18 protein-coding genes and 25 tRNA genes are annotated in these 26,102 nt (G+C 38.7%); 31 read left to right on the forward strand and 12 right to left on the reverse strand.

Annotation, left to right across the window (positions count from 1 at the left end):
• Positions 1-139: 139 nt before the first annotated feature.
• Entirely contained in the window at positions 140-268 is a 129-nt protein-coding gene (locus ACJZU6_RS17555) for a hypothetical protein (RefSeq protein WP_268877578.1), read from the reverse strand.
• Positions 269-568: 300 nt separating this feature from the next.
• Here ACJZU6_RS17555 and ACJZU6_RS17560 point away from each other — a divergent pair.
• The 25 genes from ACJZU6_RS17560 (at position 569) to ACJZU6_RS17680 (ending at position 7,203) form a co-directional block, all read left to right on the forward strand.
• Positions 569-659 (forward strand) — tRNA-Ser (locus tag ACJZU6_RS17560).
• Between the two features lie 40 nt (positions 660-699).
• Positions 700-776, forward strand: a tRNA-Asp gene (locus ACJZU6_RS17565).
• Positions 777-826: 50 nt separating this feature from the next.
• A tRNA-Thr gene (locus ACJZU6_RS17570) sits at positions 827-902 on the forward strand.
• A gap of 9 nt (positions 903-911) precedes the next feature.
• Positions 912-996 (forward strand) — tRNA-Tyr (locus tag ACJZU6_RS17575).
• A gap of 433 nt (positions 997-1,429) precedes the next feature.
• Positions 1,430-1,520, forward strand: a tRNA-Ser gene (locus ACJZU6_RS17580).
• A gap of 41 nt (positions 1,521-1,561) precedes the next feature.
• A tRNA-Asp gene (locus ACJZU6_RS17585) sits at positions 1,562-1,638 on the forward strand.
• Positions 1,639-1,691: 53 nt separating this feature from the next.
• Positions 1,692-1,767, forward strand: a tRNA-Thr gene (locus ACJZU6_RS17590).
• 9 nt (positions 1,768-1,776) lie between these two features.
• Positions 1,777-1,861 (forward strand) — tRNA-Tyr (locus ACJZU6_RS17595).
• A 6-nt stretch (positions 1,862-1,867) separates the two neighbouring features.
• A tRNA-Asn gene (locus ACJZU6_RS17600) sits at positions 1,868-1,943 on the forward strand.
• 98 nt (positions 1,944-2,041) lie between these two features.
• Positions 2,042-2,131, forward strand: a tRNA-Asn gene (locus ACJZU6_RS17605).
• A 98-nt stretch (positions 2,132-2,229) separates the two neighbouring features.
• A tRNA-Asn gene (locus tag ACJZU6_RS17610) sits at positions 2,230-2,319 on the forward strand.
• 695 nt (positions 2,320-3,014) lie between these two features.
• A tRNA-Ser gene (locus ACJZU6_RS17615) sits at positions 3,015-3,105 on the forward strand.
• 41 nt (positions 3,106-3,146) lie between these two features.
• Positions 3,147-3,223, forward strand: a tRNA-Asp gene (locus ACJZU6_RS17620).
• Positions 3,224-3,276: 53 nt separating this feature from the next.
• Positions 3,277-3,352, forward strand: a tRNA-Thr gene (locus ACJZU6_RS17625).
• A gap of 9 nt (positions 3,353-3,361) precedes the next feature.
• Positions 3,362-3,446, forward strand: a tRNA-Tyr gene (locus tag ACJZU6_RS17630).
• Positions 3,447-3,452: 6 nt separating this feature from the next.
• A tRNA-Asn gene (locus tag ACJZU6_RS17635) sits at positions 3,453-3,528 on the forward strand.
• Between the two features lie 290 nt (positions 3,529-3,818).
• Positions 3,819-3,908, forward strand: a tRNA-OTHER gene (locus tag ACJZU6_RS17640).
• Positions 3,909-5,022: 1,114 nt separating this feature from the next.
• A tRNA-Ser gene (locus tag ACJZU6_RS17645) sits at positions 5,023-5,113 on the forward strand.
• Between the two features lie 41 nt (positions 5,114-5,154).
• Positions 5,155-5,231: transfer RNA gene (locus ACJZU6_RS17650), tRNA-Asp, on the forward strand.
• Between the two features lie 53 nt (positions 5,232-5,284).
• Positions 5,285-5,360, forward strand: a tRNA-Thr gene (locus tag ACJZU6_RS17655).
• 9 nt (positions 5,361-5,369) lie between these two features.
• Positions 5,370-5,454 (forward strand) — tRNA-Tyr (locus ACJZU6_RS17660).
• Positions 5,455-5,460: 6 nt separating this feature from the next.
• Positions 5,461-5,536: transfer RNA gene (locus tag ACJZU6_RS17665), tRNA-Asn, on the forward strand.
• Between the two features lie 311 nt (positions 5,537-5,847).
• A tRNA-OTHER gene (locus tag ACJZU6_RS17670) sits at positions 5,848-5,937 on the forward strand.
• A gap of 521 nt (positions 5,938-6,458) precedes the next feature.
• Positions 6,459-6,550, forward strand: a tRNA-Asn gene (locus ACJZU6_RS17675).
• Between the two features lie 173 nt (positions 6,551-6,723).
• Entirely contained in the window at positions 6,724-7,203 is a 480-nt protein-coding gene (locus ACJZU6_RS17680) for a hypothetical protein (RefSeq protein ID WP_408900964.1), read from the forward strand.
• 100 nt (positions 7,204-7,303) lie between these two features.
• Here ACJZU6_RS17680 and norW read toward each other — a convergent pair whose 3' ends face one another.
• The 3 genes from norW to ACJZU6_RS17695 form a co-directional block, all read right to left on the reverse strand.
• The gene (norW, locus tag ACJZU6_RS17685; RefSeq protein WP_408900965.1) at positions 7,304-8,449 is read right to left on the reverse strand and encodes an NADH:flavorubredoxin reductase NorW; all 1,146 of its coding nucleotides are present in this window, start codon (positions 8,447-8,449) and stop codon (positions 7,304-7,306) included.
• 18 nt (positions 8,450-8,467) lie between these two features.
• Complete coding sequence (gene norV / locus ACJZU6_RS17690) at positions 8,468-9,988, reverse strand: anaerobic nitric oxide reductase flavorubredoxin (RefSeq protein WP_408900966.1); 1,521 nt, start codon at positions 9,986-9,988, stop codon at positions 8,468-8,470.
• Positions 9,989-10,195: 207 nt separating this feature from the next.
• Complete coding sequence (locus ACJZU6_RS17695; RefSeq protein ID WP_408900967.1) at positions 10,196-10,528, reverse strand: hypothetical protein; 333 nt, start codon at positions 10,526-10,528, stop codon at positions 10,196-10,198.
• A 247-nt stretch (positions 10,529-10,775) separates the two neighbouring features.
• Between ACJZU6_RS17695 and ACJZU6_RS17700 the strand changes: the two genes are divergently transcribed.
• Positions 10,776-10,866 (forward strand) — tRNA-Ser (locus tag ACJZU6_RS17700).
• A 301-nt stretch (positions 10,867-11,167) separates the two neighbouring features.
• A complete protein-coding gene (locus tag ACJZU6_RS17705; protein WP_408900968.1) occupies positions 11,168-11,596 on the forward strand; it encodes a hypothetical protein in 429 nt (142 codons plus the stop codon).
• Between the two features lie 162 nt (positions 11,597-11,758).
• Here ACJZU6_RS17705 and ACJZU6_RS17710 read toward each other — a convergent pair whose 3' ends face one another.
• From ACJZU6_RS17710 to ACJZU6_RS17720, 3 genes are all read right to left on the reverse strand, one after another.
• The gene (locus ACJZU6_RS17710; RefSeq protein WP_408900969.1) at positions 11,759-12,061 is read right to left on the reverse strand and encodes a hypothetical protein; all 303 of its coding nucleotides are present in this window, start codon (positions 12,059-12,061) and stop codon (positions 11,759-11,761) included.
• Positions 12,062-12,311: 250 nt separating this feature from the next.
• On the reverse strand, positions 12,312-12,494 hold the full coding sequence (locus tag ACJZU6_RS17715; RefSeq protein WP_080156258.1) for a hypothetical protein: 183 nt from the start codon (positions 12,492-12,494) through the stop codon (positions 12,312-12,314).
• A gap of 243 nt (positions 12,495-12,737) precedes the next feature.
• Positions 12,738-13,031, reverse strand: a complete 294-nt coding sequence (locus ACJZU6_RS17720) for a hypothetical protein (RefSeq protein ID WP_080156257.1) — start codon at positions 13,029-13,031, stop codon at positions 12,738-12,740.
• Positions 13,032-13,568: 537 nt separating this feature from the next.
• Between ACJZU6_RS17720 and ACJZU6_RS17725 the strand changes: the two genes are divergently transcribed.
• On the forward strand, positions 13,569-16,907 hold the full coding sequence (locus ACJZU6_RS17725; RefSeq protein WP_408900970.1) for an Ig-like domain-containing protein: 3,339 nt from the start codon (positions 13,569-13,571) through the stop codon (positions 16,905-16,907).
• Positions 16,908-17,037: 130 nt separating this feature from the next.
• Here the strand turns inward: ACJZU6_RS17725 and corA are convergent, their stop codons facing one another.
• Together corA and ACJZU6_RS17735 are read right to left on the reverse strand one after the other, a co-directional pair.
• On the reverse strand, positions 17,038-17,991 hold the full coding sequence (gene corA / locus ACJZU6_RS17730) for a magnesium/cobalt transporter CorA (protein ID WP_080156255.1): 954 nt from the start codon (positions 17,989-17,991) through the stop codon (positions 17,038-17,040).
• Positions 17,992-18,471: 480 nt separating this feature from the next.
• Positions 18,472-19,359, reverse strand: a complete 888-nt coding sequence (locus tag ACJZU6_RS17735) for a LysR family transcriptional regulator (RefSeq protein ID WP_408900971.1) — start codon at positions 19,357-19,359, stop codon at positions 18,472-18,474.
• 215 nt (positions 19,360-19,574) lie between these two features.
• Here ACJZU6_RS17735 and ACJZU6_RS17740 point away from each other — a divergent pair, with 215 nt between their 5' ends.
• The gene (locus tag ACJZU6_RS17740) at positions 19,575-20,285 is read left to right on the forward strand and encodes an SDR family oxidoreductase (protein ID WP_107276508.1); all 711 of its coding nucleotides are present in this window, start codon (positions 19,575-19,577) and stop codon (positions 20,283-20,285) included.
• A gap of 34 nt (positions 20,286-20,319) precedes the next feature.
• Here the strand turns inward: ACJZU6_RS17740 and ACJZU6_RS17745 are convergent, their stop codons facing one another.
• On the reverse strand, positions 20,320-20,682 hold the full coding sequence (locus ACJZU6_RS17745; protein WP_107276509.1) for a DoxX family protein: 363 nt from the start codon (positions 20,680-20,682) through the stop codon (positions 20,320-20,322).
• A gap of 101 nt (positions 20,683-20,783) precedes the next feature.
• On the opposite strand from ACJZU6_RS17745, the gene ACJZU6_RS17750 reads away from it, so the two are divergent.
• Both ACJZU6_RS17750 and ACJZU6_RS17755 read left to right on the forward strand, forming a co-directional pair.
• Positions 20,784-21,668 (forward strand): LysR family transcriptional regulator, encoded by an 885-nt coding sequence (locus tag ACJZU6_RS17750; protein WP_080156251.1) that lies wholly within the window; start codon positions 20,784-20,786, stop codon positions 21,666-21,668.
• Between the two features lie 565 nt (positions 21,669-22,233).
• Complete coding sequence (locus ACJZU6_RS17755; RefSeq protein ID WP_408900972.1) at positions 22,234-23,613, forward strand: D-alanyl-D-alanine carboxypeptidase family protein; 1,380 nt, start codon at positions 22,234-22,236, stop codon at positions 23,611-23,613.
• 682 nt (positions 23,614-24,295) lie between these two features.
• On the opposite strand, the gene ACJZU6_RS17760 is transcribed toward ACJZU6_RS17755, so the two are convergent.
• Positions 24,296-24,730 (reverse strand): hypothetical protein, encoded by a 435-nt coding sequence (locus ACJZU6_RS17760; protein ID WP_408900973.1) that lies wholly within the window; start codon positions 24,728-24,730, stop codon positions 24,296-24,298.
• A complete protein-coding gene (locus tag ACJZU6_RS17765) occupies positions 24,720-25,913 on the reverse strand; it encodes a PAAR domain-containing protein (RefSeq protein WP_408900974.1) in 1,194 nt (397 codons plus the stop codon). The genes ACJZU6_RS17760 and ACJZU6_RS17765 overlap by 11 nt, the downstream gene beginning before the upstream one ends.
• Between the last annotated feature and the right edge of the window lie 189 nt (positions 25,914-26,102).

Below are 26,102 nucleotides of genomic sequence, written 5' to 3' on the forward strand. Positions count from 1 at the left end.
GATGTCAAATGCATATATCGAATGGAAGTGTGATACGCAACAAAGCAAACGTTTGCTTTTTGATTTAAATTTGGAGCAAGATCAAAGTATTAATTATTGAGTTAAATAATGATTTTAGTGATAGGGCTCGAAAGGGTAGTTAACGGTGAATACTCTGTGTTGTTTCAATATTACCATGGGCTTGAATAACTGTACCTTGAGATTGGCAACAGCCGCTGATCGCTATAGAGATTAGTATTAAAGCAGCGATGTTTTTTATGGTGATCATTTATAAGACCAGAATGAGTAACAATGAGGTTAAGTTTACCTGCATCATTAATAAGTAACAAGGATGTAAATTTTAACTATTATGTTGTGTAACGATTTTTACATCGTTATCTATTGTGTAACTCTAGTGAATCTTAATCATTAAATCATCGATAAATATAGATGAAATTCTAGGATTATGAGCTTATTGATCTTATTTTGATTGTTTTTAGTCATGATTGATTGATAAAAGTGCAGTTGATGTTTTTTTTACGATTTTTACTTTACAGTTAGCTTCACCAACTATATCATTCGCCGCATTGGAGAGATGGCTGAGCGGTTGAAAGCACCGGTCTTGAAAACCGGCATACGTTTATAGCGTATCTAGGGTTCAAATCCCTATCTCTCCGCCAAATTCTAGAAATGCGATATAATCGAGTTTCATAAAGAATTGGAGCGGTAGTTCAGTTGGTTAGAATACCGGCCTGTCACGCCGGGGGTCGCGGGTTCGAGTCCCGTCCACTCCGCCAACATAAAGACATAGTGCTATTTATTAGCATGCTATGTAACGAAATTTTGTGCCGACTTAGCTCAGTAGGTAGAGCAACTGACTTGTAATCAGTAGGTCACCAGTTCGACTCCGGTAGTCGGCACCATTAAATTTCGGTGGGATTCCCGAGTGGCCAAAGGGAGCAGATTGTAAATCTGCCGGCACTGCCTTCGAAGGTTCGAATCCTTCTCCCACCACCATATTTTTAGTTCTGCTGGTGATATTTATTGGAAAGATTAGTGGTCTGTTAATTTACATGTCACTGGTTTAACCTCTGAAGAGTAAAGCCAAATAGAGAAGCTCGCAAGAAATTGCGGGCTTTTTTACGTCTGTATTTTAGTAAATGTAGTTTCGAGTTTCGAGGCTGCAAGAGTGTAAGTGCTAGATCCCACCACCGTATAATCCCCAGTTAGTTCAGTTGGTGCTTCTTTATTGGTGAGATCTTGCAGTCATTCGTTATGGAGGGTGATCCTTTTGAAATCTAGTCACCCCATTATATTGGCTTGTGGTTTGTTGTATAAAACACCAAATTGAATGATATTAATAAGCTTTGATTAATTGGTGATCAGTTAAAAAGCTTTTTAATATTATTGCTTTACAAGGAAAGGGTCGCACTATATTATACGCGGCATTGGAGAGATGGCTGAGCGGTTGAAAGCACTGGTCTTGAAAACCAGCATACGTTTATAGCGTATCTAGGGTTCAAATCCCTATCTCTCCGCCAAATTCTAGAAGTTTGATTTAAATTGAATTTTATAAAGAATTGGAGCGGTAGTTCAGTTGGTTAGAATACCGGCCTGTCACGCCGGGGGTCGCGGGTTCGAGTCCCGTCCGCTCCGCCAACATAAAGACATAGTGTTGATTAATATTAACATGCTATGTAACGAAATTTTGTGCCGACTTAGCTCAGTAGGTAGAGCAACTGACTTGTAATCAGTAGGTCACCAGTTCGACTCCGGTAGTCGGCACCATTAAATTTCGGTGGGATTCCCGAGTGGCCAAAGGGAGCAGATTGTAAATCTGCCGGCACTGCCTTCGAAGGTTCGAATCCTTCTCCCACCACCATATAATTCCTTCTTAGTTCAGTTGGTAGAACGGCGGACTGTTAATCCGTATGTCACTGGTTCAAGTCCAGTAGAGGGAGCCAAATAGAGAAGCCCGCAAGAAATTGCGGGCTTTTTTACGTTTGAAATTTGTCAATTGTGAATGATAAAGAAGCGAATCCTTCTCCCACCATCATATAATTCCTTCTTAGTTCAGTTGGTACTCTTTATTGGGGAGCTTAGCGGCCTGTTAATTCACATGTCACTGGTTCAAGTCCAGTAGAGGGAGCCAAATAGAGAAGCCCGCAAGAAATTGCGGGCTTTTTTACGTTTGAAATTTGTCAATTGTGAATGATAAAGAAGCGAATCCTTCTCCCACCATCATATAATTCCTTCTTAGTTCAGTTGGTACTCTTTATTGGGGAGCTTAGCGGCCTGTTAATTCACATGTCACTGGTTCAAGTCCAGTAGAGGGAGCCAAATAGAGAAGCCCGCAAGAAATTGCGGGCTTTTTTACGTTTGAAATTTGTTAATTGTGAATGATAAAGAAGCGAATCCTTCTCCCACCATCATATAATTCCTTCTTAGTTCAGTTGGTACTCTTTATTGGGGAGCTTAGCGGACTGTTAATTCAGATGTCATTGGTTCAAGTCCAGTAGAGTGAAGCCAAATAGAAAAGCCCTGAAGAAATTGCGGGCTTTTTTACGTCTGTATTTTGACGAATCGAGATCGCAAGAGTTTTAGCTCCCACTATCGTACAATTCCTTCTTAGTTCAGTTGGTACTCTTTATTGGGGAGCTTAGCGGACTGTTAATTCACATGTCACTGGTTCAAGTCCAGTAGAGTGAAGCCAAATAGAAAAGCCCGCAAGAAATTGCGGGCTTTTTTACGTTTGTATTTTGACGAATCGAGATCGCAAGAGTGTTAGCTCCCACTATCATACAATTCCTTCTTAGTTCAGTTGGTACTCTTTATTGGTGAGATCTTGCAGTCATTCGTTATGGAGGGTGATCCTTTTGAAATCTAGTCACCCCATTATATTAGCTTTTAGTTTGTTGTATAAAACACCAAATTGAATGATATTAATAAACTTTGATTAATTGGTGATCAGTTAAAAAGCTTTTTAATATTATTGCTTTACAAGGAAAGGGTCGCGCTATATTATACGCGGCATTGGAGAGATGGCTGAGCGGTTGAAAGCACTGGTCTTGAAAACCAGCATACGTTTATAGCGTATCTAGGGTTCAAATCCCTATCTCTCCGCCATATTCTAGAAGTTTGATTTAAATCGAATTTCATAAAGAATTGGAGCGGTAGTTCAGTTGGTTAGAATACCGGCCTGTCACGCCGGGGGTCGCGGGTTCGAGTCCCGTCCGCTCCGCCAACATAAAGACATAGTGTTGATTAATATTAACATGCTATGTAACGAAATTTTGTGCCGACTTAGCTCAGTAGGTAGAGCAACTGACTTGTAATCAGTAGGTCACCAGTTCGACTCCGGTAGTCGGCACCATTAAATTTCGGTGGGATTCCCGAGTGGCCAAAGGGAGCAGATTGTAAATCTGCCGGCACTGCCTTCGAAGGTTCGAATCCTTCTCCCACCACCATATAATTCCTTCTTAGTTCAGTTGGTAGAACGGCGGACTGTTAATCCGTATGTCACTGGTTCAAGTCCAGTAGAGGGAGCCAAATAGAGAAGCCCGCAAGAAATTGCGGGCTTTTTTACGTCTGGATTTTGGTGCTTCGAGAATGCGAGAGAGTGTGAAGCTAACTCCCACCACCATATAATTTCTTCTTAGTTCAGTTGGTACTCTTTATTGGGGAGCTTAGCGGCCTGTTAATTCAGATGTCACTGGTTCAAGTCCAGTAGAGTGAAGCTAAATAGAGAAGCCCGCAAGAAATTGCGGGCTTTTTTACGTTTGAAATTTGGCAACTGTTGAATGATAAAGAAGCGAATCCTTCTCCCACCATCATATAATTCCTTCTTAGTTCAGTTGGTACTCTTTATTGGGGAGCTTAGCGGCCTGTTAATTCAGATGTCACTGGTTCAAGTCCAGTAGAGGGAGCCAAATAGAGAAGCCCGCAAGAAATTGCGGGCTTTTTTACGTCTGGATTTTGGTGCTTCGAGAATGCGAGAGAGTGTGAAGCTAACTCCCACCACCATATAATTTCTTCTTAGTTCAGTTGGTACTCTTTATTGGGGAGCTTAGCGGCCTGTTAATTCAGATGTCACAGGTTCAAGTCCAGTAGAGTGAAGCCAAATAGAGAAGCCCGCAAGAAATTGCGGGCTTTTTTACGTTTGAAATTTGGCAACTGTTGAATGATAAAGAAGCGAATCCTTCTCCCACCATCATATAATTTCTTCTTAGTTCAGTTGGTACTCTTTATTGGGGAGCTTAGCGGCCTGTTAATTCAGATGTCACAGGTTCAAGTCCAGTAGAGTGAAGCCAAATAGAGAAGCCCGCAAGAAATTGCGGGCTTTTTTACGTTTGAAATTTGGCAACTGTTGAATGATAAAGAAGCGAATCCTTCTCCCACCATCATATAATTCCTTCTTAGTTCAGTTGGTACTCTTTATTGGGGAGCTTAGCGGCCTGTTAATTCAGATGTCACTGGTTCAAGTCCAGTAGAGTGAAGCCAAATAGAGAAGCCTGCAAGAAATTGCGGGCTTTTTTACGTCTGGATTTTGGTGTGCTAGGTGATAGGTTTTGAGGTTGCGATAGTGCAGGGTACTTGATCCACCACCATATAGTTCCTTCTTAGTTCAGTTGGTACTCTTTATTGGAGGAGCTTAGCGGACTGTTAATTCAGATGTCACTGGTTCAAGTCCAGTAGAGTGAAGCCAAATAGAGAAGCCCGCAAGAAATTGTGGGCTTTTTTACGTCTGGATCTTAGTCAATGTAGTTTCGAGTTTCGAGGCTGCGAGAGTGTAAAGTGCTAGATCCCACCATGAAGTGGCATAGTTTAGTTGGTGCTTCTTTATTGGCGAGATCTTGCTGTCATTTGTTATGGAGGGTGATCCTTTTGAAATCGAGTCACCCCATTATATTGGCTTGTGGTTTGTTGTATAAAACACCAAATTGAATGATATTAATAAGCTTTGATTAATCGGTGATCACTTAAAAAGCTTTTTAATATTATTGCTTTACAAGGAAAGGGTCGCACTATATTATACGCGGCATTGGAGAGATGGCTGAGCGGTTGAAAGCACTGGTCTTGAAAACCAGCATACGTTTATAGCGTATCTAGGGTTCAAATCCCTATCTCTCCGCCATATTCTAGAAGTTTGATTTAAATTGAATTTCATAAAGAATTGGAGCGGTAGTTCAGTTGGTTAGAATACCGGCCTGTCACGCCGGGGGTCGCGGGTTCGAGTCCCGTCCGCTCCGCCAACATAAAGACATAGTGTTGATTAATATTAACATGCTATGTAACGAAATTTTGTGCCGACTTAGCTCAGTAGGTAGAGCAACTGACTTGTAATCAGTAGGTCACCAGTTCGACTCCGGTAGTCGGCACCATTAAATTTCGGTGGGATTCCCGAGTGGCCAAAGGGAGCAGATTGTAAATCTGCCGGCACTGCCTTCGAAGGTTCGAATCCTTCTCCCACCACCATATAATTCCTTCTTAGTTCAGTTGGTAGAACGGCGGACTGTTAATCCGTATGTCACTGGTTCAAGTCCAGTAGAGGGAGCCAAATAGAGAAGCCCGCAAGAAATTGCGGGCTTTTTTACGTCTGGATTTTTGTGTGCTAGGTGCTAGGTGCTAGGTTTTGAGGTTGCGACAGTGCAGGGTACTTGATCCACCACCATACAATTCCCTCTTAGTTCAGTTGGTGCTTCTTTATTGGAAGATTAGCGGACTGTTAATTCAGATGTCACTGGTTCAAGTCTTGTAGAGTGAAGCCAAATAGAGAAGCCCGCAAGAAATTGCGGGCTTTTTTACGTCTGGATTTTGATGCTTCGAGAATGCGAGAGAGTGTGAAGCTAACTTCCACCATCATATAATTCCTTCTTAGTTCAGTTGGTACTCTTTATTGGGGAGCTGAGCGGCCTGTTAATTCACATGTCACTGGTTCAAGTCCAGTAGAGGGAGCCAAATAGAGAGGCCCGCAAGAAATTGCGGGCTTTTTTACGTCTGGATTTTGATGCTTCGAGAATGCGAGAGAGTGTGAAGCTAACTCCCACCATCATATAATTCCTTCTTAGTTCAGTTGGTACTCTTTATTGGGGAGCTTAGCGGCCTGTTAATTCACATGTCACTGGTTCAAGTCCAGTAGAGTGAAGCCAAATAGAGAAGCCCGCAAGAAATTGCGGGCTTTTTTACGTCTGGATTTTGGTGTGCTAGGTGCTAGGTGCTAGGTTTTGAGGTTGCGACAGTGCAGGGTACTTGATCCACCACCATACAATTCCCTCTTAGTTCAGTTGGTGCTTCTTTATTGGAAGATTAGCGGCCTGTTAATTCACATGTCACTGGTTCAAGTCCAGTAGAGTGAAGCCAAATAGAGAGGTCCGCAAGAAATTGCGGGCTTTTTTACGTCTGGATTTTGGTGTGCTAGGTGCTAGGTGCTAGGTTTTGAGGTTGCGACAGTGCAGGGTACTTGATCCACCACCATACAATTCCCTCTTAGTTCAGTTGGTGCTTCTTTATTGGAAGATTAGCGGACTGTTAATTCAGATGTCACTGGTTCAAGTCCAGTAGAGTGAAGCCAAATAGAGACTTCACAGTAGATAATATTGGTTATGTATTGTTATTGCTAAAATAATTTTTACTATCAACTAGTGTCGTTGATATTTTATTTTTTCTAAAGGTAATTTCCATTTTAGTTACTATCAATTCATTAAATATAGGTATTTAATATAGAAAGAATAATATAAGGACAAAATGATGAAAAATTTTAATCATAGCCATCATGATACATTAGATTGTATTAATTCATTCATTAAAGAGCCCAATAAGTTAATAAATTATTTATCTGAGTTTGATGAATGTATAAAAACCGTACATATTAATGATGCGGCTTTTATTATAGAAAGTTTATTTGAACAAGAAATTGCTAAAGATACAATACTATTTCCAGAAATACATATTTATGATGTGAAAACAGCAATTGGTAATGATCCTAGTGATTCCATAAAAAAAATGATTGATAAGTTACCTTCCTTGACATTATGTCTGATAAAACTTAAGTGTGGTGAACTACTTACTTTTGTCGATGCATTTTTTTGTAGTCGAAATACGGCACTTCTTATGTTAAAAAACTTAGAGAATAATCTTGATGAACATAAGCGATCTTATCATATTGAGTACCACGGTTTACCTCATGGTGAAATGCTTGAGTCATTACATTGCAACGATAGATAAGTTTGATAGTTATAAAAATAGAATGGATGATTAACAATAGTAAGTAGTATATATCAAGTATAAAAATGGCAAACAACAATAATGCTGCTTGCCATTACATTTATAATGCAGGCGGTAATTGTCTTAATAATGCAAATACTTGTTTTTGTTTATTATGAGAAGCGATAAATCCAATAAGAGTCTGATCTGCTGTATGTGCCTTTGCAATATATCCTTCATGATCTCGTTCAACTTGCCAATGGATATCCATAGCGGTTGTGATCCCCGCTAAACTTAATGGCAACCATGGCGTTTTTGCTTTAATTAACATTGGTGGTAGTGATAATGACGTCGGTGTTCCTGCTAATGTTTTAGCCAGTGCCATCGCGGATAACATGATGGGTTGAATAAACGCACTAATTTTACCATTGATTTCAGCACAATCGCCAATAGCGTATACATTATTAGCGGAGGTTTGTAGCATATTATTAACTATAATGCCTCGATTAGTACTGATTCCGGCTTGTTTTGCTAAATCAATTCTTGGTGCTAGTCCCATCGCTGCAATAACGATATCTGTATTTATATCTTCTCTACCTTGCTGTGAAATTATCATCTTTTTGCCATCAGAATTAATTTCATTTATGGTAGCGTTTAGCTGAAGATCTATTTCTTTTTGACTTAATATTTGATACAACTCTGCGGCAATAAATTCTGGCAGTAAAGCGGGCATCATGGCAGCGGCTTTATCGCATAATGTAATTTGTTTACCAGCGGTGGCTAAATCAATCGCGATTTCAGTACCAATTAAACCCGCGCCTAAAATAGTAATATGCTTTGCGGCATTTATTTGTGATTGATTTTGTTGTAATTCAGACAGACTATTTAATGTGATGATTTTATCTGTCGCATTACCTGCAAATGTTGGTATAAATGAAGTAGCACCAGTTGCAATTATTAATGAAGAATAATGCAATTGTTGCTGATTAAAATAAACCCATTGTTGTGCAGTATTAATTTCGTTAATAACTGTTTCTGTTATTAATTCAATATTATGCTCTGCTGCAAACTCAGTAGCCGTTTGTTTAATAAGATCTGTCGCTTGTTGATTACGACTAAATACATGGCTTAGTTCTGGTTTCGAATAATCAGCACCTTGATCTGCCGTCACTAAAGTAATAGCAGTATGTTGATCCAGTTTTCTAAACGATTTCACCCATTGGTAAGCAGCGAAGCCACTACCAATGACAATAATTGGATTTGACATTGTTAGCTCTCATTTCATTTAGTTAATAGGTTCAAATACTTCTTTACCAATACCACACTCAGGGCATAGGAAACTATCTGGCACATCTTCCCAAGCAGTACCAGGGGCAACATCTTGATTTGGTTCACCAAGTGCAGGATCGTAAACCCACTGACAAACCGTGCATAACATTTTCTGACCACCTGTAGCTTGTGCACAACATTTAACTGCCGTCTCTGTTGTTGGCTCTACTTCAACAACACTTGCTTGTTCGATTATTTCAGGAGCATCAATCGCGACTTGTATTGTTGCTGCTGGCGTTACTTCGGTAGTGAAAGGTGTGTAATGATCATAAGGGCGTTCATTTTGAGCCCACTCTTTAGCGATTTTTTTACCATGATCACGACACTCTTGTAATGCTTTGCCATCTGGACGCCACTTGGTTTTAAGACCAATAGTCGTGAAGAAACCAGCATCAGTTAAACGCGCGTGAATACGATCAACAGCACCACCATTCCAACCGTAACTACCAAAGGCACCTGCTTTTTTATTTTTAAAACGTAAGCCTGTGATTTCTTCTAGTAGGCCAGCAACTTTAGGCATCATGACGTTATTCATTGTTGATGAGCCGACAAGTACCCCTTTAGAACGGAACATATTAGCAAGAATTTCATTTTTATCATGACGAGCAACATTGAAAATACGCACAATGACTTGATCATCTTCTTCGGTGATCCCTTGGGCAATAGCATCAGCCATCATACGGGTGTTATTTGACATAGAATCATAGAAAATAGTGATACGGTTTTCTTGATATTGATTAGCCCATTCAAGATATTTTTCAATAATTTGAGTTGGGTTATCACGCCAAATGACACCGTGTGAAGTGGCAACCATATCAACTGGAAGGTTAAAGCTTAGAACCTCTTTAATCTTATTGGTAACAAGTGGGCTAAATGGCGTCAAAATATTTGAGTAATAACGTAAACACTGATCAAGCAATTCGTTTTGGTCAACTTCGTCATTAAATAAACGCTCATCACAGTAATGTTGACCAAAAGCATCATTACTAAATAGAACGGCATCTTCGGTCATGTAAGTCATCATACTATCAGGCCAGTGCAACATTGGCGTTTCAACAAACACTAATGCCTTACCATTACCAATATCAAGCGTGTCACCCGTTTTTACGGTATTGAAGTTCCATTCTGGGTGGTGGTGATGACCAACGATTGAGTCAATTGCGTTTTCAGTACAATAGATCGGTGTATTAGGAATACGGCTCATTAATTCACTTAGCGCACCAGCATGATCTTCTTCTGCATGGTTAATAACGATAAAATCAATGTCGTTAAGATCAATTTCTTGTTCTAAATTTTGTAGGAAAGCTAATGTGAATTTGTGATCAACGGTATCGATGAGCACATTCTTGCCTTCACGAATTAGATAACTATTATAGCTCGTACCACGGGTTGTTTTATATTCTGTGCCATGAAAATCACGTACTTCCCAATCACGTTGTCCAACCCAAGTAATATTGTTTTTAACATGAACAGCCATTTTAAAATTCCTCTAACGCTTTAAGTTGTATTTTGAATACATGTTATGCCTCGAAGAAATATCTGTCAATGCAAAAGAGTCATTTAAAATGCATGTTATGACTTATTTGTTTATTATCATTGTATTAGTGGTTTATTTATTTTGAACCGTCAGTGAGTTGGCGGTTCATTATTGGAATCAAATAAATGGAGGAGAGGATGAGAAGTGTTAATTAAGGTTAAAAACCAGCGCAACGATAGTAATTAGGCTTACTGCATTAAGTGCTGAATAGAGAATTGTTTTTAGCATGCTAAATGCCAAATTATTAAAATCCCGTTTTGAGCCAATAACGGTAATCGTTAAAGGTAATACAACCAATAAGCCAAATACCCATCGAATAGTATCAGTGATGGCGTAACCTATTTGAGTTTCAGCAATAATAAAACCTAGAATAGACAAAAGGAGGGTGGTGAGTGAAATTGCAAAGGTTCGATTATAGGAATCCATTAGCTGAGCAAAAGCTTGGTATTCTTCTTCCGTAAAGTCTGGTTTGTTTGCCATGTGTTTTTCAGTCTAATAATGCGATAACTATTTCTATTATAACGGATCACTACTGAGATAACGAAAATAAAGATAGCAACGCTAAATAGAGAAATATAGAAAGTGTGCATTTAATAACCACAGATGAATGGTTTTAGTTATCTAACTGTATCTGTTAGGTAAAATACATTAAAAAACGTTTTAAAATTAATCAGTTGACCGTTTTTTAGTTTACAGTAGCTAATGTGAATTGTATTATACGTCGCATGGAGAGATGGCTGAGCGGTTGAAAGCACTGGTCTTGAAAACCAGCATACGTTTATAGCGTATCTAGGGTTCAAATCCCTATCTCTCCGCCAAATTCTTAAAAAGCCAACATTTAGATGTTGGCTTTTTTTCGTATGAATAAAATAGTGATGTATTTAATTGGTGCAATAAAAGCGGGTTCAAATCCACTAATGTCCAAACCAACCCTATTAAATAACTTGATTATTTGACTGGTACTATAAAGTTAACTTAAATTTTCGCACCTCGCACCTCGCACCTCGCACCTCGCACCTCGCACCTCGCACCTCGCACCTCGCACCTCGCACTTAAAACAGATGAAATACCTCATTATCTATGTGAATATAGGTATTATTTATTTGGAAAATACCAATAATGACTTTTGAACAATGGGCTTTTGTTGCTGATATTTATACTCCAATGATCGTCATTATATGCGTTATTAGCATGGTGCAATTAGGACGTGAGCAGGGGATGAGAAGTGGGTTATTCGCGCTGAGTGGAGTCTTGCTCTCAACGGCTTTTATTTATGCAGTTATGTTTTTTGATAATGCGTTGGGGATTTGGCCTGCATTTAATTTGGATTACAGTACCCATACCGCCATTGCGCTTGTTTTTATTGGCTACTTTCTTGTATATACCCCCAAATTAAGAGGGGGGATGGTGCTTTCTATGGTGGGTTATGCCGCTTTAATGATGTATCAGAAGTACCATACGTTAAGTGATATTATTACGACTACTGCCTGCGTTATGCCTGTGATATTGTTGTGCCAATATAAATTTGCTGTTATTGCTAAACGTTAGTTTTTCTTAGTAAGAATAACGTAATTGAATAAGATTAATCCGAGTACAAAACAACCAAATTGAAAAGTGGGCAATACTGTTGCAACGGAACCGATAAGTAATCCTGAGCCTAGTCCGAGAGCAATTTTTTGTCGGGTATTTATTATTAAAATCCTTTTTTAGTCATGATTTTTTTTCGGTAGTATGTGAATTGTATGTTTCATTATGGCGATGATATTTACGTTCATTCCAGTACCAAAAAAAAAGGCCAACTAATGGAATTATAATGCTAAGAGTCATAAACGTGATTAATAATTCTTTGGCGAACAGTAAATCTAAATCATCATCAGAGAATGATAATCTTTCCAGTGTTTTTCCTCCTAAGAAACCTAAACATCCTAAAAAATAATGGCTTATGATAAAATGAAATAGCCCTTTTTTACGTTGTTGCCGCCATTGAGATATTTTAAGATCAGAATCTAACATTAATTTATCCATGAAAATGTGAAAGTCATGGTTATTATAAGAGGTGAGCTTTTTATATTAGGTGCCGGTATGTGAATAGAGAAGCTAGCTACATTATTAGTGCTGTGAAGAGATTAATTACATCAATCATTGGGATATATAAAGACGTTGTGGATATAAAAGCGTTAGATGTTATTTTTTCTCAAACCCGCTGTAGTAACAGCGAGTACGGTATGAATATTGAGTGATAGTTAGGGGAAATGTGCTAGCCTTAGTCCGTCAAGATCTCGCTTTCATTAAAATGAATACTGATAATATCGTTAAAATGTGTGTGCTCACAAATGAAAGGTAATTCAATATCAATCGTTTCAGATGGACTCAGTGGTAGCCATTGGCCATTCGTGGTCACTTTCCAAGTAATACCTTCTAGTTTGATATAGATTTTGGGCTGCATCCTTTGCCTTATGCTATTTGTCATGGGATAGCAATTATGAGTAGTTGGTTGTCTTATGGTATCGAACAAAAATTAATCTTCAATTGATATTTATAATAATTAAGACCTTTAATGATAAATTTACCTGTAAGACATTAACTATGTGCCTAAGGATAGTCATTGTGGCTATATAAGTATTGAGCTAATAAAAAAGCTAACAGCAATAACTGTTAGCTTTTTAAAATAAGGTGTTAGTGAAGAGGATTAATCTTCAAAATCAACAATCAATTCATCTTCTAAATAATCAATAAGGCAACCTAATGCAGGGGCTGAAACAATATAAGATGTTATTTCAGCGACTTCAGGCGTTGATTGTTGTAACACTTCTAATACTGTGTGTTCTGGGTTATAAGCGACATTAAATTCTTTGGCAATGGTGCAACTGTCGTTATATTCATCAACAGACAGCTCAATTTTACCATTGTACTCACCAATATCCGTATCAAAATTATCAACCAATATTTCGATCATAGCTTCATAGTAATGTTGGTAATCCATTGATTTTACCTTAATCTCATTCAGAAAATTGCTATCTAATACGTTAGCAGTGATGGCACTATGTTACCTCATTTCCAACCGACAAAAAGCTTTAATCTTTAATAATACGTTATTCATTATCAAATGAGATTAAGCAATTGGCATCGATGTCAGATGTATTATTCAGCAGTAAAAATTAAATAATTTCATATTTTAACTAAAAATAAAAACCAATTATTAATTGAAAGGATATTTTAAAATCCCGTTTTATTCCACGTAAGCCTTTTATTAGATAGGGATAATTGCTTAAAAAGGATATGGATAGCGGCTGTTACATTTAGTGCAACACTTTAACTGTTTGTTACATAATCTATTAGTTAATCTAGTGATAGCTATAATTTTTAATTGTACAATGTATAAAATTATATTGGTTAGTAACGCTTCATTAGTGAAAACAAAGGCTAAATATAAGTAAGTTGTATGGAATACAACAATCGGTACTTATGAGGATGAGAGCTTTAGATTTGTTAAAACGAGTGGACATACTTAGGAAGTTAAGTGAAAAAAATAAATAAAATAACAGCAGCTCTATTTAGCGCTATTCTTAGTAGTAATGTTTATGCAGCTGACGCTCGTATTGTTTCTTTTGTTCCTGGAGAAACAATAGTTCAAAATGGTGATGTGGTTTCTTATAATGGCGCATGTTTTATTGCCAAAAATAACCCTGGAATATGGGAGTCTCCAAGTGCTGATTCATGGTTTTGGGAGTCTGCTGAATGTACTGGTGAGCCCAATCCAAACCCGACTCCAGATCCTGAGCCTGAACCTAATCCGAACCCAGATCTTGACGGTATTATTCCTTTCATTCCTGGCACAACACAAGTCAAAAATGGCGATGTTGTCTCCTATGACGGCCAGTGCTTTATTGCTCAAAATAACCCAGGTATTTGGGAAGCACCAAGTGCTGATTCATGGTTTTGGGCTTTAACTGAGTGTTCTGGTGAGCCGTCTCCTGAGCCTGATGTAACAGAAGTATCTATTTTATCGCCAATGGCGGGTCAGTTGCTGAAGGTTAATGAAGCGATTGTAATCAAAGCCAACATTGAGGGTGAGTTAGCATCTAAAGTTGAGTTTTGGGTTAATAGTACTAAATTAGCAGAAAAAGCAATTGATCAAAGTAATATGCTTTACACGCAAACTTGGACGCCAAATGAAGCGGGTAGTGCAGTAATTAATGTTTTTGTGTTTGATAAAAATAACCAAAAAATAGAACAGCAATCGGTTTCTGTGAAAATCGACGCTGAAACTAATGAAGATTTTACCGCACCTGTGGTGAGCTTTGTTTCTCCAGCTAATGGTTCAACCGTTAATAAAACGGATACAGTTTCTATTTCTATTAGCGCGTCAGATGCAGATAAAGATCTAACGACATTGGTTGTTAATGCGAATAACCAACAAATTTGTACCTTTGATGCCGCTGTAGCAAGTACATTTAGTTGTGACTGGCAGCCGACTCAAACAGGTAGCGTAACCCTGAATGCTATTGCAACGGATGCACAAGCTCTTTCTTCAAACACAAGTTTAACTATTACCGTTAAAGAAGAAACAGTAGAGCCACCAGTAACACCACCAGGTGGATTATGTGAAGAGTTTAATGTTTACCCTGATTGGACGCGTGGCGATCACGCGACAGGGGGCGACATTATGGTTCATAACAATATCGCTTACTCTGCTATTTACTGGACGCAAACAGCACCAGGCAGTGATGCTTCATGGACGCTGCACCTAAACTGTGATGGTTCAGAGCCCGGCACTGCGCCATTACTTTCGCTACCAAACCCGATGGATCCTGTTCGTTTGGAAGTTGCTGGTTGGCCAAATACATTTGTCGTTGCAAGTCCATCTTCAACGACTCCTGCGACATTAACTTTTGAAGCAAGCAGTAGTGCAGATTTAACCAATGTTGATAAGCTAGCAGCATCGTTTGTATCGATGATTGAAACAGCGACTCAAACGGATTCTGCATCGATTATTATCAGTAGTGATGTGCTTGATAAGGCAATACAAGATAAGACTTTATCATCACAAAATATTACGGTTAAAGAAGCACTAATCAAAGCCGTTGATAGTACGGGCAGCAAAGTTGATATTGATGCTATCAATGCTCTGAGCAATGATCTAAAAGGCTGGGCACAAGCGTACAATTTGATTGTATCTACACTTGCGCCAGAAGCGACATTTGGTTGGTCTTTAACGATTGGTGATTTTGCCTTTAATACTCATTCAGGCCGTCAGTCAGTATGGGATGCAGCGTCTAATCATACGGCTGATCTATTAGATAAGTTAGCACTTTATAAAGCTGATAGCGCAACTAAAGCTGATTTTGTTGTGTTTACTAAATCAAGTACAACAGCGCCATTATCAAGTGATCAATGGCATAATGCGTTAGAGTATGTGAAGCAAGTTACTGATTACGTAAAGACACCGGCTATGCTGGCGAATATACCAACAGATCAAGCCGCTAACTACTTTATGGGTGATACAACACATAAAGCACAAATTCGTAAAGCAGCTTACAGTAATGTTTTTGCGCTATTGTTTGATAAAAATACCACTAACTTAACCGCTCAAATTGAACGTTACCAAGAAACAAAAGTGCCACTATATTATGTCGGTAAAGAGTTAGAAAAAGGTTCGTTAACGCGTATTGAAGCACTTAACCGTGAATTAACTAACGCTGCTGATGTAATGAATAATGAAGCGTTCCTTTATGAAACCCCACAATCACAGTGGATTCCATCTACCGTTTATAAGTGGGATGATTTCCTTGATGGCCTAAATGCAATGCATAACATTGGTGTTGCAGGTAATAAATTCTGGCTATTAAATGATGAAGCAGATGATGCAACGAATATCACTTACGCCAAAGTTGCGATTGCTGCATTCTTAGCTCAAAGCATGCAAGAAACTATTCGTTACAATGCGTGTGATGAGAATAACTGGTCTGAAGTTAAATACGGTGCACCCGCAGACTATCCGATGTCAGCAAGTTGTGGTCAGCTAGGTCAGAAATATGCAGATTATGGTGTAAACCCTAATTCAGGCTTAGATTACGCATATTCTTGTCCTCGTGATAACAAGATGGAAGTGAGCGCGTTAACACATGCTAAGTGGTATGGCGCACCAGCTCCAGTATTTGCAGCGCCTAATGCTGTATTAGAAGAGCGTGGTTTGCTTGTTAATGGCAGTGTTGGTCGCTGGACTAACAGTGGTCACTGTAATGATGTACCAGAGAAAGTGGATACCTCAAAGCAAGTGTGGGAACGCGATACGTGTAAAACGTATGTTGGTCAAAAAGCAGGTACATTCCTTTGGGATGGTAGTAGCCAAGAAAGTGTTGAAGGTTGTGGCTGGTGGGGACGTGGTGTTATTCAAACTACGGGTCGCCAGAACTTTGGTACGCTTAACCATTACTTAGGTCGCTCACATGTTGATCCTGCAACGATTGGTCAAACAATTGATGGCGTAACAGTTGAAGCACCACCGGCAAACCCATTGTATGCTGATCTGGATTTCTGTTCGAACCCAGGCTTAATTTGTAGCTCTGAAGAGAACAAAGAAATCAAATGGATTGCAGGTTTATTCTACTGGGTAACATCGGTTCAAGCATATTCTGATGAAGGTGGTCAATATGCAGATTGGAATTACTATAACGAATTGAAAAAGTACGTTGATGGTGGCTTAAAAGGGACTGATTTTATTGATGATGTTTCAGGTATTGTGAACCGTGGTTGCCCAGATTCTGTTTGTTCGACTGGCGAAGTGCATAATGCGAAAGAGCGTCAAGCTAACTTTAAGCTAGTGTTAGAAAAGTTAGGTCTAAACCCACAATTATAACGGTTAGCAAATAACAGTTATTTTAGACTGTCAGTCAGTGAAGGTTGACGATAAATACTAAAGAACCCTGCTTTGAAGTAGGGTTCTTTTTTTATAAACAATCAGTCGTGTCGCAAGAATAAATAGTGGCTTATAGCCAACCCTTACGTTTGAAAAATAGGTAAGGTGCAAACCCCGCCAACACCATCAGCCCTAATGCATAGGGATAGCCCAGTTCCCAGTGAAGCTCAGGCATAAACTTAAAGTTCATACCATAACTTGATGCAACCAGTGTCGGTGGTAAAAATACAACCGATACTACTGAGAAGATTTTAATAATGCGGTTTTGCTCAATATTAATAAAGCCCATTGCCGCATCCATCAAGAAGTTAACCTTTTGGAATAAAGATTCATTGTGCGGTAGCAAAGAATCAATATCGCGTAACACTTCACGAGCTTGTTCTAATTCAATTTCAGGTAAACGCGCTTTGCGTACTAAAAAGCTTAGTGCTCGCTGAGTATCCATTAGACACAAGCGTATTTTCCATCCCGCATCTTCTTGTTTTGCAAGATGTGATAAAGCCTGATCAAAATTAGCACCGGGTTTGTTGCCGCCTAAAATGGTCTTACCAATCGATTCTAATTCGCTGTAAATATCTTCAATAACATCGGCAAGTTGCTCTATTTTTGTTTCAAATAGATCGAGCAATAATTCATAAGCATTGCCTTGTTGTAAACGTTGTGTACGAGCACGCATGCGATAAAGACGAAAGGCTGGTAATTCACGTTCGCGTAAGGTGAATAAGCGACCATCACGAATGGTGAAAGCGACTGTCGCATTACTTACATAATCATCCAGATCTTCAAAATAAAAGAAAGAGTGAATGTGTAAGCCATCTTCATCTTCAAAAAAACGCGCACTGGCTTCAATGTCTTCTAGTTCTGGACGTGTAGCAAGACCTTGACCTAGCTCTTCTTGAACGCGTTCTCGTTCTGCTTCATTGGGCTCGATGAGATCAACCCATAATGCTGATGAAATAGGATCTTGGGCGTCTAAATCTAAACGTTGTAAACGTAGGTCGTTTAATGTGTATGCGTTCAGCATGTCTCATATCTCCACTAATGGCGATGATATAAAGAACACTTTAAAACACGATTTGAAACTGATAAATACAGGATCTACCAATACAAAACTGGAATAATAAGATTTAAACAGAAGCAATGAACATAAGGGATTGCGCATGCTGGCAGTTAAAGATTGCCAACTCACATGCAAAAGCGAGAGAGGGCAGATTAACGAGGAAAAATCTCATTCCAGTACCGACTGGGTGTGTTCAAAGCGGTGTCCTCTCTAAATAATGGTGTGCGCATGTTACGTCTGACTGGAAAAGGGTTCAAGTTACGCTATTGCAACATTAGATTTTCTTCTCGGTGTGTTAAGACAAAATTCCATTCATGTACGATTAAGGTTTATTAACCATCTGTTTAATTAATTATAATAAGATATTGTTGTTTTGCGTGATGAAATGTGGAACTAAGTAGGGTTATTGTTATTAAAGGTTAAATATCCGTCTAAGCGTAGCATTTAGCTAAAATGTTCAGTCAGAAAATCTAAAAAGACGCGTACTTTACTTGAGATTAATTGCCGATGTTGATAAATCGCATAGGTGCTTGTTTCATAGTGACATGGACTGAATGTCGATTGAGGGAGCAGTTGTACTAGTTTGCCATTATTTAGTTCTTCATCTATCGCCCATTGTGGTAGTAGAGCGACACCACCTCCGTTTAATATGAGTTGCTTTTGGCCATTAACAGAGTTGATCTCCATGTAATAGGGAATCTCTATTTTTGATGGTTTATTATTTAAGATATACCAATTATGCCAACCTTTAAATCCATAGATCAAGCAATCATGTTGGGCTAAATCTGCGGCTGTTTTAGGCATACTTCGATGTGCTAAATAGCTTGGACTCGCACAAAGTATAAAATGATTATTCATGAGTTTTTTAGCGATTAAATTAGAATCGGGTAATCGACCACTACGAATAGCGACATCGACATTTTCTTCAATTAGATCAACGATCCTTTCAGTAATTTCAATCTCAACTTTTATGTCAGGGAATGCGTTTCTAAATAAAGGTAAAAGTGGCAGTATTTTACTTTCACTAAACGCCACCGTTGCACTGATTTTAAGTCGACCTTTAGGTGAGTTGTGCACAATATTTACCGCACGTTTCGCCTCGTCAAATTCAGCGATGATACGTTTGGAATATTGATAAAATACCAATCCAGCTTCAGTTACGCCAACATTGCGTGTTGTCCGATCTAATATTCGAACATTTAATTCTTCTTCTAAAGCAGAAAGCTGTCTTGAAATAGATGAGGGTTGAACATCGAAAACTTGGCTTGCTTTGGATATGGAACCTTGTTCTACGACACAATTGAAATAAGCAAGGCGAGTGAAAAGGCTCATATTAATGACTCATATAATAAAGTTGATTTTTTTAGGGGCGAAATACTGTTCATCACCAAGATAGTACATGTTTATCTTATATTATTGATGCACTTTTTAAACATTAATGCTTACATAATTGCTTTTAAAGCAAAACTATATTGCCTGAACGTTGGTTCATGTCTTTGGTTATTCTCATTAATATGCAGATTCTGATTAATTGAGAGAAGAATAAAATGAATTCTATAAATACCGCTATTATTGCATCGTGCTTTTCTGTAACGGCACAACAATTAATTAAAAAACTGACCGCGACAGGAACCCATATCGTAGCGATTGGCCGCATTGGTGATGAAAATAGAGCCAAAGATTTAGAACGTAAATACTCGGGCAAAATTACGGTTTTATTGGGAGATCTGACTGATGAACAGCAAAGTCAAACATTGGTAGCAAAAGCTGCTGATATTTTGGGCCATGTTGATGCTTATTTTCATTGTTCTGGAATATATACATGGAGCTACTGGAAAGATATTGATGTTAATAAAGTAGTGGATCTATTTAATGTTAATTTTATGACCGCATTCGTTTTTGGACGTGAAGTGTTTAAATTAATGGAGGCTCAAGGTGACGGTTGCTTAATGTTTGTATCAGCTCGAGATACTGTACGTAATATACCCGCAGGATTTGGACCTTATATGGCTTCAAAAATCGCATTGAATGCATTGGTAGAGAGCTTGGCCGCAGAAGGGGCATCATCAAATGTGCGTGTAAATGCAGTTTTACCTACGATTGTTGATACAGCTATAAATCGTGAAGTTATGCCTGATGCCGATCCTACTACTTGGGTACACCCATCAGATCTTGCAGATTTGATGATTGATTTGAGCCAACCTAATAAAACCTATTTAAGTGGTGCTTTGATAACCGTTAATAATAAGCTACATTAATTTTCGGTTATTTTTACTTATATAATTTCTGATGTTAAATCGGTCCTGAAATCATAGATATGGCGACAATAACAGATAATATTAACGTTATTATTGAAGGGATAGCATCTTTTACGGTATCAAATCTAAAGTGAAAGAACATTGCTCCCGTTGATACGCATATAATAAAAGTAGCCCCGATAGTGCTGATTAATGGGCTGACCATTATCATTCCGATTAACAGCATTATTGCCCCTGTTGCTTCAATAATACCGACAATAAACATTATGCTACGGTTAAGTCCATAACGACGAAAAAAGGCCAATTGCGGTTCAAAGATGACTTTTACCCAACCAAACATTTTAACTGAACTTGCAAATAAGAAAAATGCGATGAGTAGACCTTGAATAAATAGCATGATGAAAACTCCTTGATAAACGATAAGCTTATTAAAGCATTCCAATTGGAGATTAAGAAGGGTAGTATTTCGCTTATTATGATTCCAAACTGGAATGTGTTGTGGATAAATTTGATTGTTTAAAAGTCTTTACTCGAGTTGCTCATTTAGGGAGTTTTACCGCTGCAGCGAATGAATTCAATACGACGCAAAGTGCGGTAAGTAAGAAAATCGCTTGGTTAGAAAAACAAGTAGGCGTAAGCTTATTTTATCGGCATGCCCGTGCGATTAGCCTTACTGAGAGTGGGCAACAATATTTAGGTTTAGCGTTGAATATTACCCATGAAATGGATTGCTTTGAATCTAATTTACGCCAAGAACAGGCAACCATTTCTGGGGTACTAAAGCTCTCAGTGCCAAGTGCTTTTAGCACCCAATTACTGTCTCAGCCTCTTAATCAATTTTTAAATTTACATCCACAAGTTACCGTTGATGTTTCAGTGTCTGATAAATTTGTTGATTTACTTGAAGGCAATATTGATATAGCCATACGTGCTGCTTACCTTAAAGATTCAGGTTTAAAAGCCAAATGGTTATTGGATAATGAATTGGTGTACTTTGCATCTCCTGATTATTTAAAAACGATTCCAGCCATTGTTGATATCGACGATTTACGTCAGCATAAATGTTTAACTTATTCTTTATCGACACCATCAAATCTATGGCGTTTCAATACAGGCAAAGAAGTCGTAAAAATAAAGGTTAATGAGCAAATTAGAAGTGATAATCCTGAGATGTTAGTTCAAATGGCTAAATTAGGTCAAGGCATAGCGGCGATGCCAAGATGGATGGTAGAACAAGAGCTACAATCTGGTGCGTTGGTTTTATTACTGACACAATATCAAACTCAAAAATTACCCATGTATATGGTCTATAAAGACGCAGAACAGCAACCCCAACGGATTCGTGCTTTTATTGATTTTTTAGTGGATTACTTTAATTCTTGATTCTGTAGATACATTTATTTTTATAGCGTTTTATTATTCTTACGCGGTATTTAACGACCTTTATTCTCTACAACGCTTTTCTGTGTTCAAACTTCAGTATTCTTTACAATACATGGCAGTATTCAAATGTCGTTATTTCCCACAAAACCTAAGTGATAGCCTAAAGGAATGACTTGCCGAATTTTATTCAGTATAAACATCATTACCGTTCAGGTTTCTATAAAGGATCTGCTGGTAAGATGGAAATAGACAATATATTGAGAGGCTATAACTAACATGAGGTTCAAATGATCTGCAGAGAAAGCAGAACTTACGCACCATCATTTGGGTATAGCTATCAACGGGATTAAGGTCATATAGGTATAATGATCGGAACATCATTATAGAAATACGACTTGTAACCAAAGTCATTGCAACGCTGATCAAGAACGAAAAAGCACTCACCATTTTTGTGGTCGTGATGGATAGACTCTGCAGGGCATTAATTACTCAGCGAAGTCAGTATTCTATCTAGTCGCTTTTTTATATCGCGCTTTTAGTAAGTAACTGTAAATTAAATACTCTTATGATAATAATCAAACAGCTTTCATTAGCAGCAACCATCGCTGCATTATTTACCTCCAGTACCGTATTTGCCGCACCTAGTAACGATGCAATGAATACTATGCCTAATAGTGAGTACTTCGCGGCAACGCAATACAAAGCAGCTCAAGCTCCACTTAATAGCTTTGGTGCTATTGATGTAAAAACCAGTATTCCAGAAAATATACAAGTGCCTTCTGCACCCGTAGAAGCTGGTGGCAATAATGGGATTCCAGAAACACTGGTGCAAAAATGGGCTCAGGCAGGAATATTCTCACCTCAAGTTGAAGCACGCGCTTTCATTTTAATGGATGCCAATACGGGACAGATTATTGCTGCTAACGATGCCAACATGCGTATGGCCCCAGCCAGCACCACCAAGTTAATGCTAATGTACATTGTTGAGCAAAAACTGGCTGACGGTGTAATCTCACTAGACTCAAAAGTACAAGTACCAGAAGTCGCGTGGCGCACGGGTGGATCAAGAATGTTCTTAAAGCCTGGCTCTTTTGTTTCAGTAAAAGATCTTATCTCAGGTGTCATTGTTGAATCGGGCAATGATGCCGCTGTCACTCTGGCAAATTACATAGCGGGTTCGCAATCTTCATTCGTTGCAATGATGAACGCGACTGCCGTTAAGTTAGGTATGCACAATACCCATTTCACAACTGTCATGGGTCTGCCTGCGCCAGCACATTTCTCAACCGCTTATGATCTTGGGCTGCTTGGACAGCACATCATGAACGACTACCCTCAATACTTTCATTTTTTCAGTCAAAAGTATTTTGAATACAATCATATCCGTCAACCAAATTTCAATCGCTTATTGTTCACTTACCAATATGCGACAGGCATGAAAACAGGCAGTACAGAAGCTGCGGGATACTCACTGGTAAGCTCTGCTGAGATACCAAATAACCCAATGAAGTTGGTTGGCGTTGTTCTAGGCACAAAATCATTGAATGATGTTGCGGCTCAAAGTAAGGCACTATTCAATTACGGCTTCCATTTCTTCAAGCAAGACACCTTGTATGCTGCAAACAGCAAACTTTCTGAACAAAACGTTTGGGGAGGAAAACAAGATACTGTCTCTTTAGGCCTTGATAAGCCACTAACCTTGGTTCTTCCTTCTAGTGTTGATGAGAAAGGTTTGGTAACTAAGTTTCAAATTGACCGTGATATCAAAGCCCCGGTTGATAAGGGTGAGAAATTAGGTGAAATTACCGTAACCTATAAAGACAACGTTATTCAATCAAAGCCACTTGTCGCGCTCAATAGCGTTCAACAAGGCGGCTGGTTCACTCGAACTTGGGCAAGTATCTCACTGTATTTCCATAACTTGCTAGCATCTTACGGTCTGTAAACGTTAAAACAACCGCAACAGCCATCATACAAATAAAGCCAATACTCTTAGTCGAAAGTGAATAAGGTATTGGCTTTTATTTAGGTATAACAATGCTCACAAAATAATGGACCCCCATAACTTTTTCGCTCGCTGCTGCCATTCTCAACAACTCATGCCTGCGTTCAAACGTCGTTATTCCCTACAGTGAATGCCTGCGAGGGCGATAGGGAATCTACTACCCGCGTATAAAATAATGGACACCCATAACTTTTTATCTCGCTGCTACCATTCTCAATAACACATGCCTGCGTTCAAACGTCGTTATTCCTTACAGCAATGCCTGCGCCCCAATTCCGTCATTCCCTACAGTGAATGCCCGCGAGGGCGATAGGGAATCTACTATCCGCGCGTTGTAGAGCTATTGTTTTCGTTGGTTTCTTTAATGCTCAAGTACGTGGTGAATAGATCACGGATAATGGGTTAAATGAATTCCCAACCCAAATTCCGTCATTCCCTACAGTGAATGCCCGCGAGGGCGATAGGGAATCTACTATCCGCGCGTTGTAGAGTTATTATTTTCGTTGGCTTCTCTAATGCTTAAACTCGTGTTGAATAGCTCACGGTTAGCCCTCAAAGAAATATGGCTATTCAATGTTTCTTGGAAAAACCGCCACAAAAGGGCGGTCATTTAACATTATTTCTACTTATGTGTAGTAAAGTCGCATCTTTTAGGAGGTAGAACGTAAGTACGACTTGAATATTTCAATGCAAGCTCTCGTTTAGATATACACTCGATATAGTTTTTTTCATGAAGTTTTATTTTCAATGCTGTATTTATTCTCCAACCAAATAGGAAAGCTAATACAGTTATCAACCCAAGAATGATTAGAAATATTTTGGGTATCCAGAGAAGTTTTTTCCCCGTAATCAAACAGATAATCATAAATACAGACGCAACAAACATTGACCAAGCAAAAGCAAATGTTGATGCATCGTTGATTGGTCCACTCACTATAACCCTATCATTAAGTAATTTATAAACATCAAAAACACCCATAACATCATGGATAGATAGAAAGAAAAGTGATGAAAAAATTAAAAAGAAAAAAAACGCCTTCAAACGACTAATTTTCATCAATTAACCTCTCAACTTCTTTTTTCATTGGGTCGGTGTAGTTATATTGCTCATCTAATTGGGATATCTGATTACCAATATAGAATGCACTTATGACAAAGAAACCAAGCAATAATGCTGTCGGAGGTGCGGCAAAAGCGAGAGTTAATCCGGCTCTTAATATCAAAGTAGATCCTTGAGCAACTACGCCCGCCACAACACCTTTAGCAACATCAGAAAATAGCTCTCCAACGACTTCTCCTAATGTTTTTTCGTCGTGTAACATGTAATCAACAGCATTAACTGCGCCACTAAACACAAGCTCAACATAAATATTCCCTTTTAAGAAATTAACATTTCCACTAACTGTATTTAGGGCATAACCTATTTTTAGCATTTGAGGAGTCGCTTTCTGCCAACGAATACCTAAATCTAAATATCGGGGTTTGTAGTTTTCGATAACAATATGCATAACGCCGTAGATACTGACGGCTGAAGCCGTTGCTCCCAAACCATTAAGCTCTTTTACGACATCGTAAGCGCCTTTTAGTCCCATCGATATGCCCGTGTAGTCTTTCCCTGTAGAAAGTACTCCATGAGTATCCTTATTTAGCAAATCTAAATATTCATTTGCTTCTTCAATAATGAGTACTGCTAGACTTTTATTTTTTTGCTGAGAAGTATCCCACTGATAATTTTTTGCTAGTTTTTTTAAATCTTGATCCCATTCTTTTTCTGTCAGATTGTAAGCAGCCTGTGCCGCTTTGCTAGAGGAAGATTGAGATGGTGCAACAGAGTTATTAGTTCCAGCGTTTGTGGTACTCACATTGGAGCTGAAATTAACACCGCCACCATTAATATGGACGCCATTACCAATGTGGACACCACTTCCCATATTTAAATTGGTGGCAGTGGATGTGCTCAAGCTTACCTGATGAGAACTTGTGTTAAGAAAGCAGCTACCACAACCGGTATCAACCAGATCGCCTACTCGTGCTAAATTTGTACCAAACACATTTGCAGCCCTTGGGGATTGGGCAACAATGGGACCTTGACCTCGACAACTTTTACTACCACAAGGGCAAGTTGCGATGTCTCCAACAAGTGCAACCTTTTTCCCGTTAATAACAACACCATCATGACCAGATATTACAGCGCCTCCTGTTGTAGTTTTACTACCAACAGTAATCACATCATTACTCATGAAATACTCCTTATCTAGATTTAAGTCATGATACAACAATATATAGCTGGGCAATAATTGGCCCAGAAGACGTTTTTGTGCACTGTAATTAACAGATATAAAAATACCGTCACGATGGGCGGTATTTAACATGGAAGATTTTATGCGTACTTCCCTCAAAAGCTAACCTTTATTTTAGAAGGAATTTTT

Origin of the sequence: Photobacterium piscicola (genome assembly GCF_046058925.1) — a bacterium.
GTDB classification, from domain to species: domain Bacteria; phylum Pseudomonadota; class Gammaproteobacteria; order Enterobacterales; family Vibrionaceae; genus Photobacterium; species Photobacterium piscicola.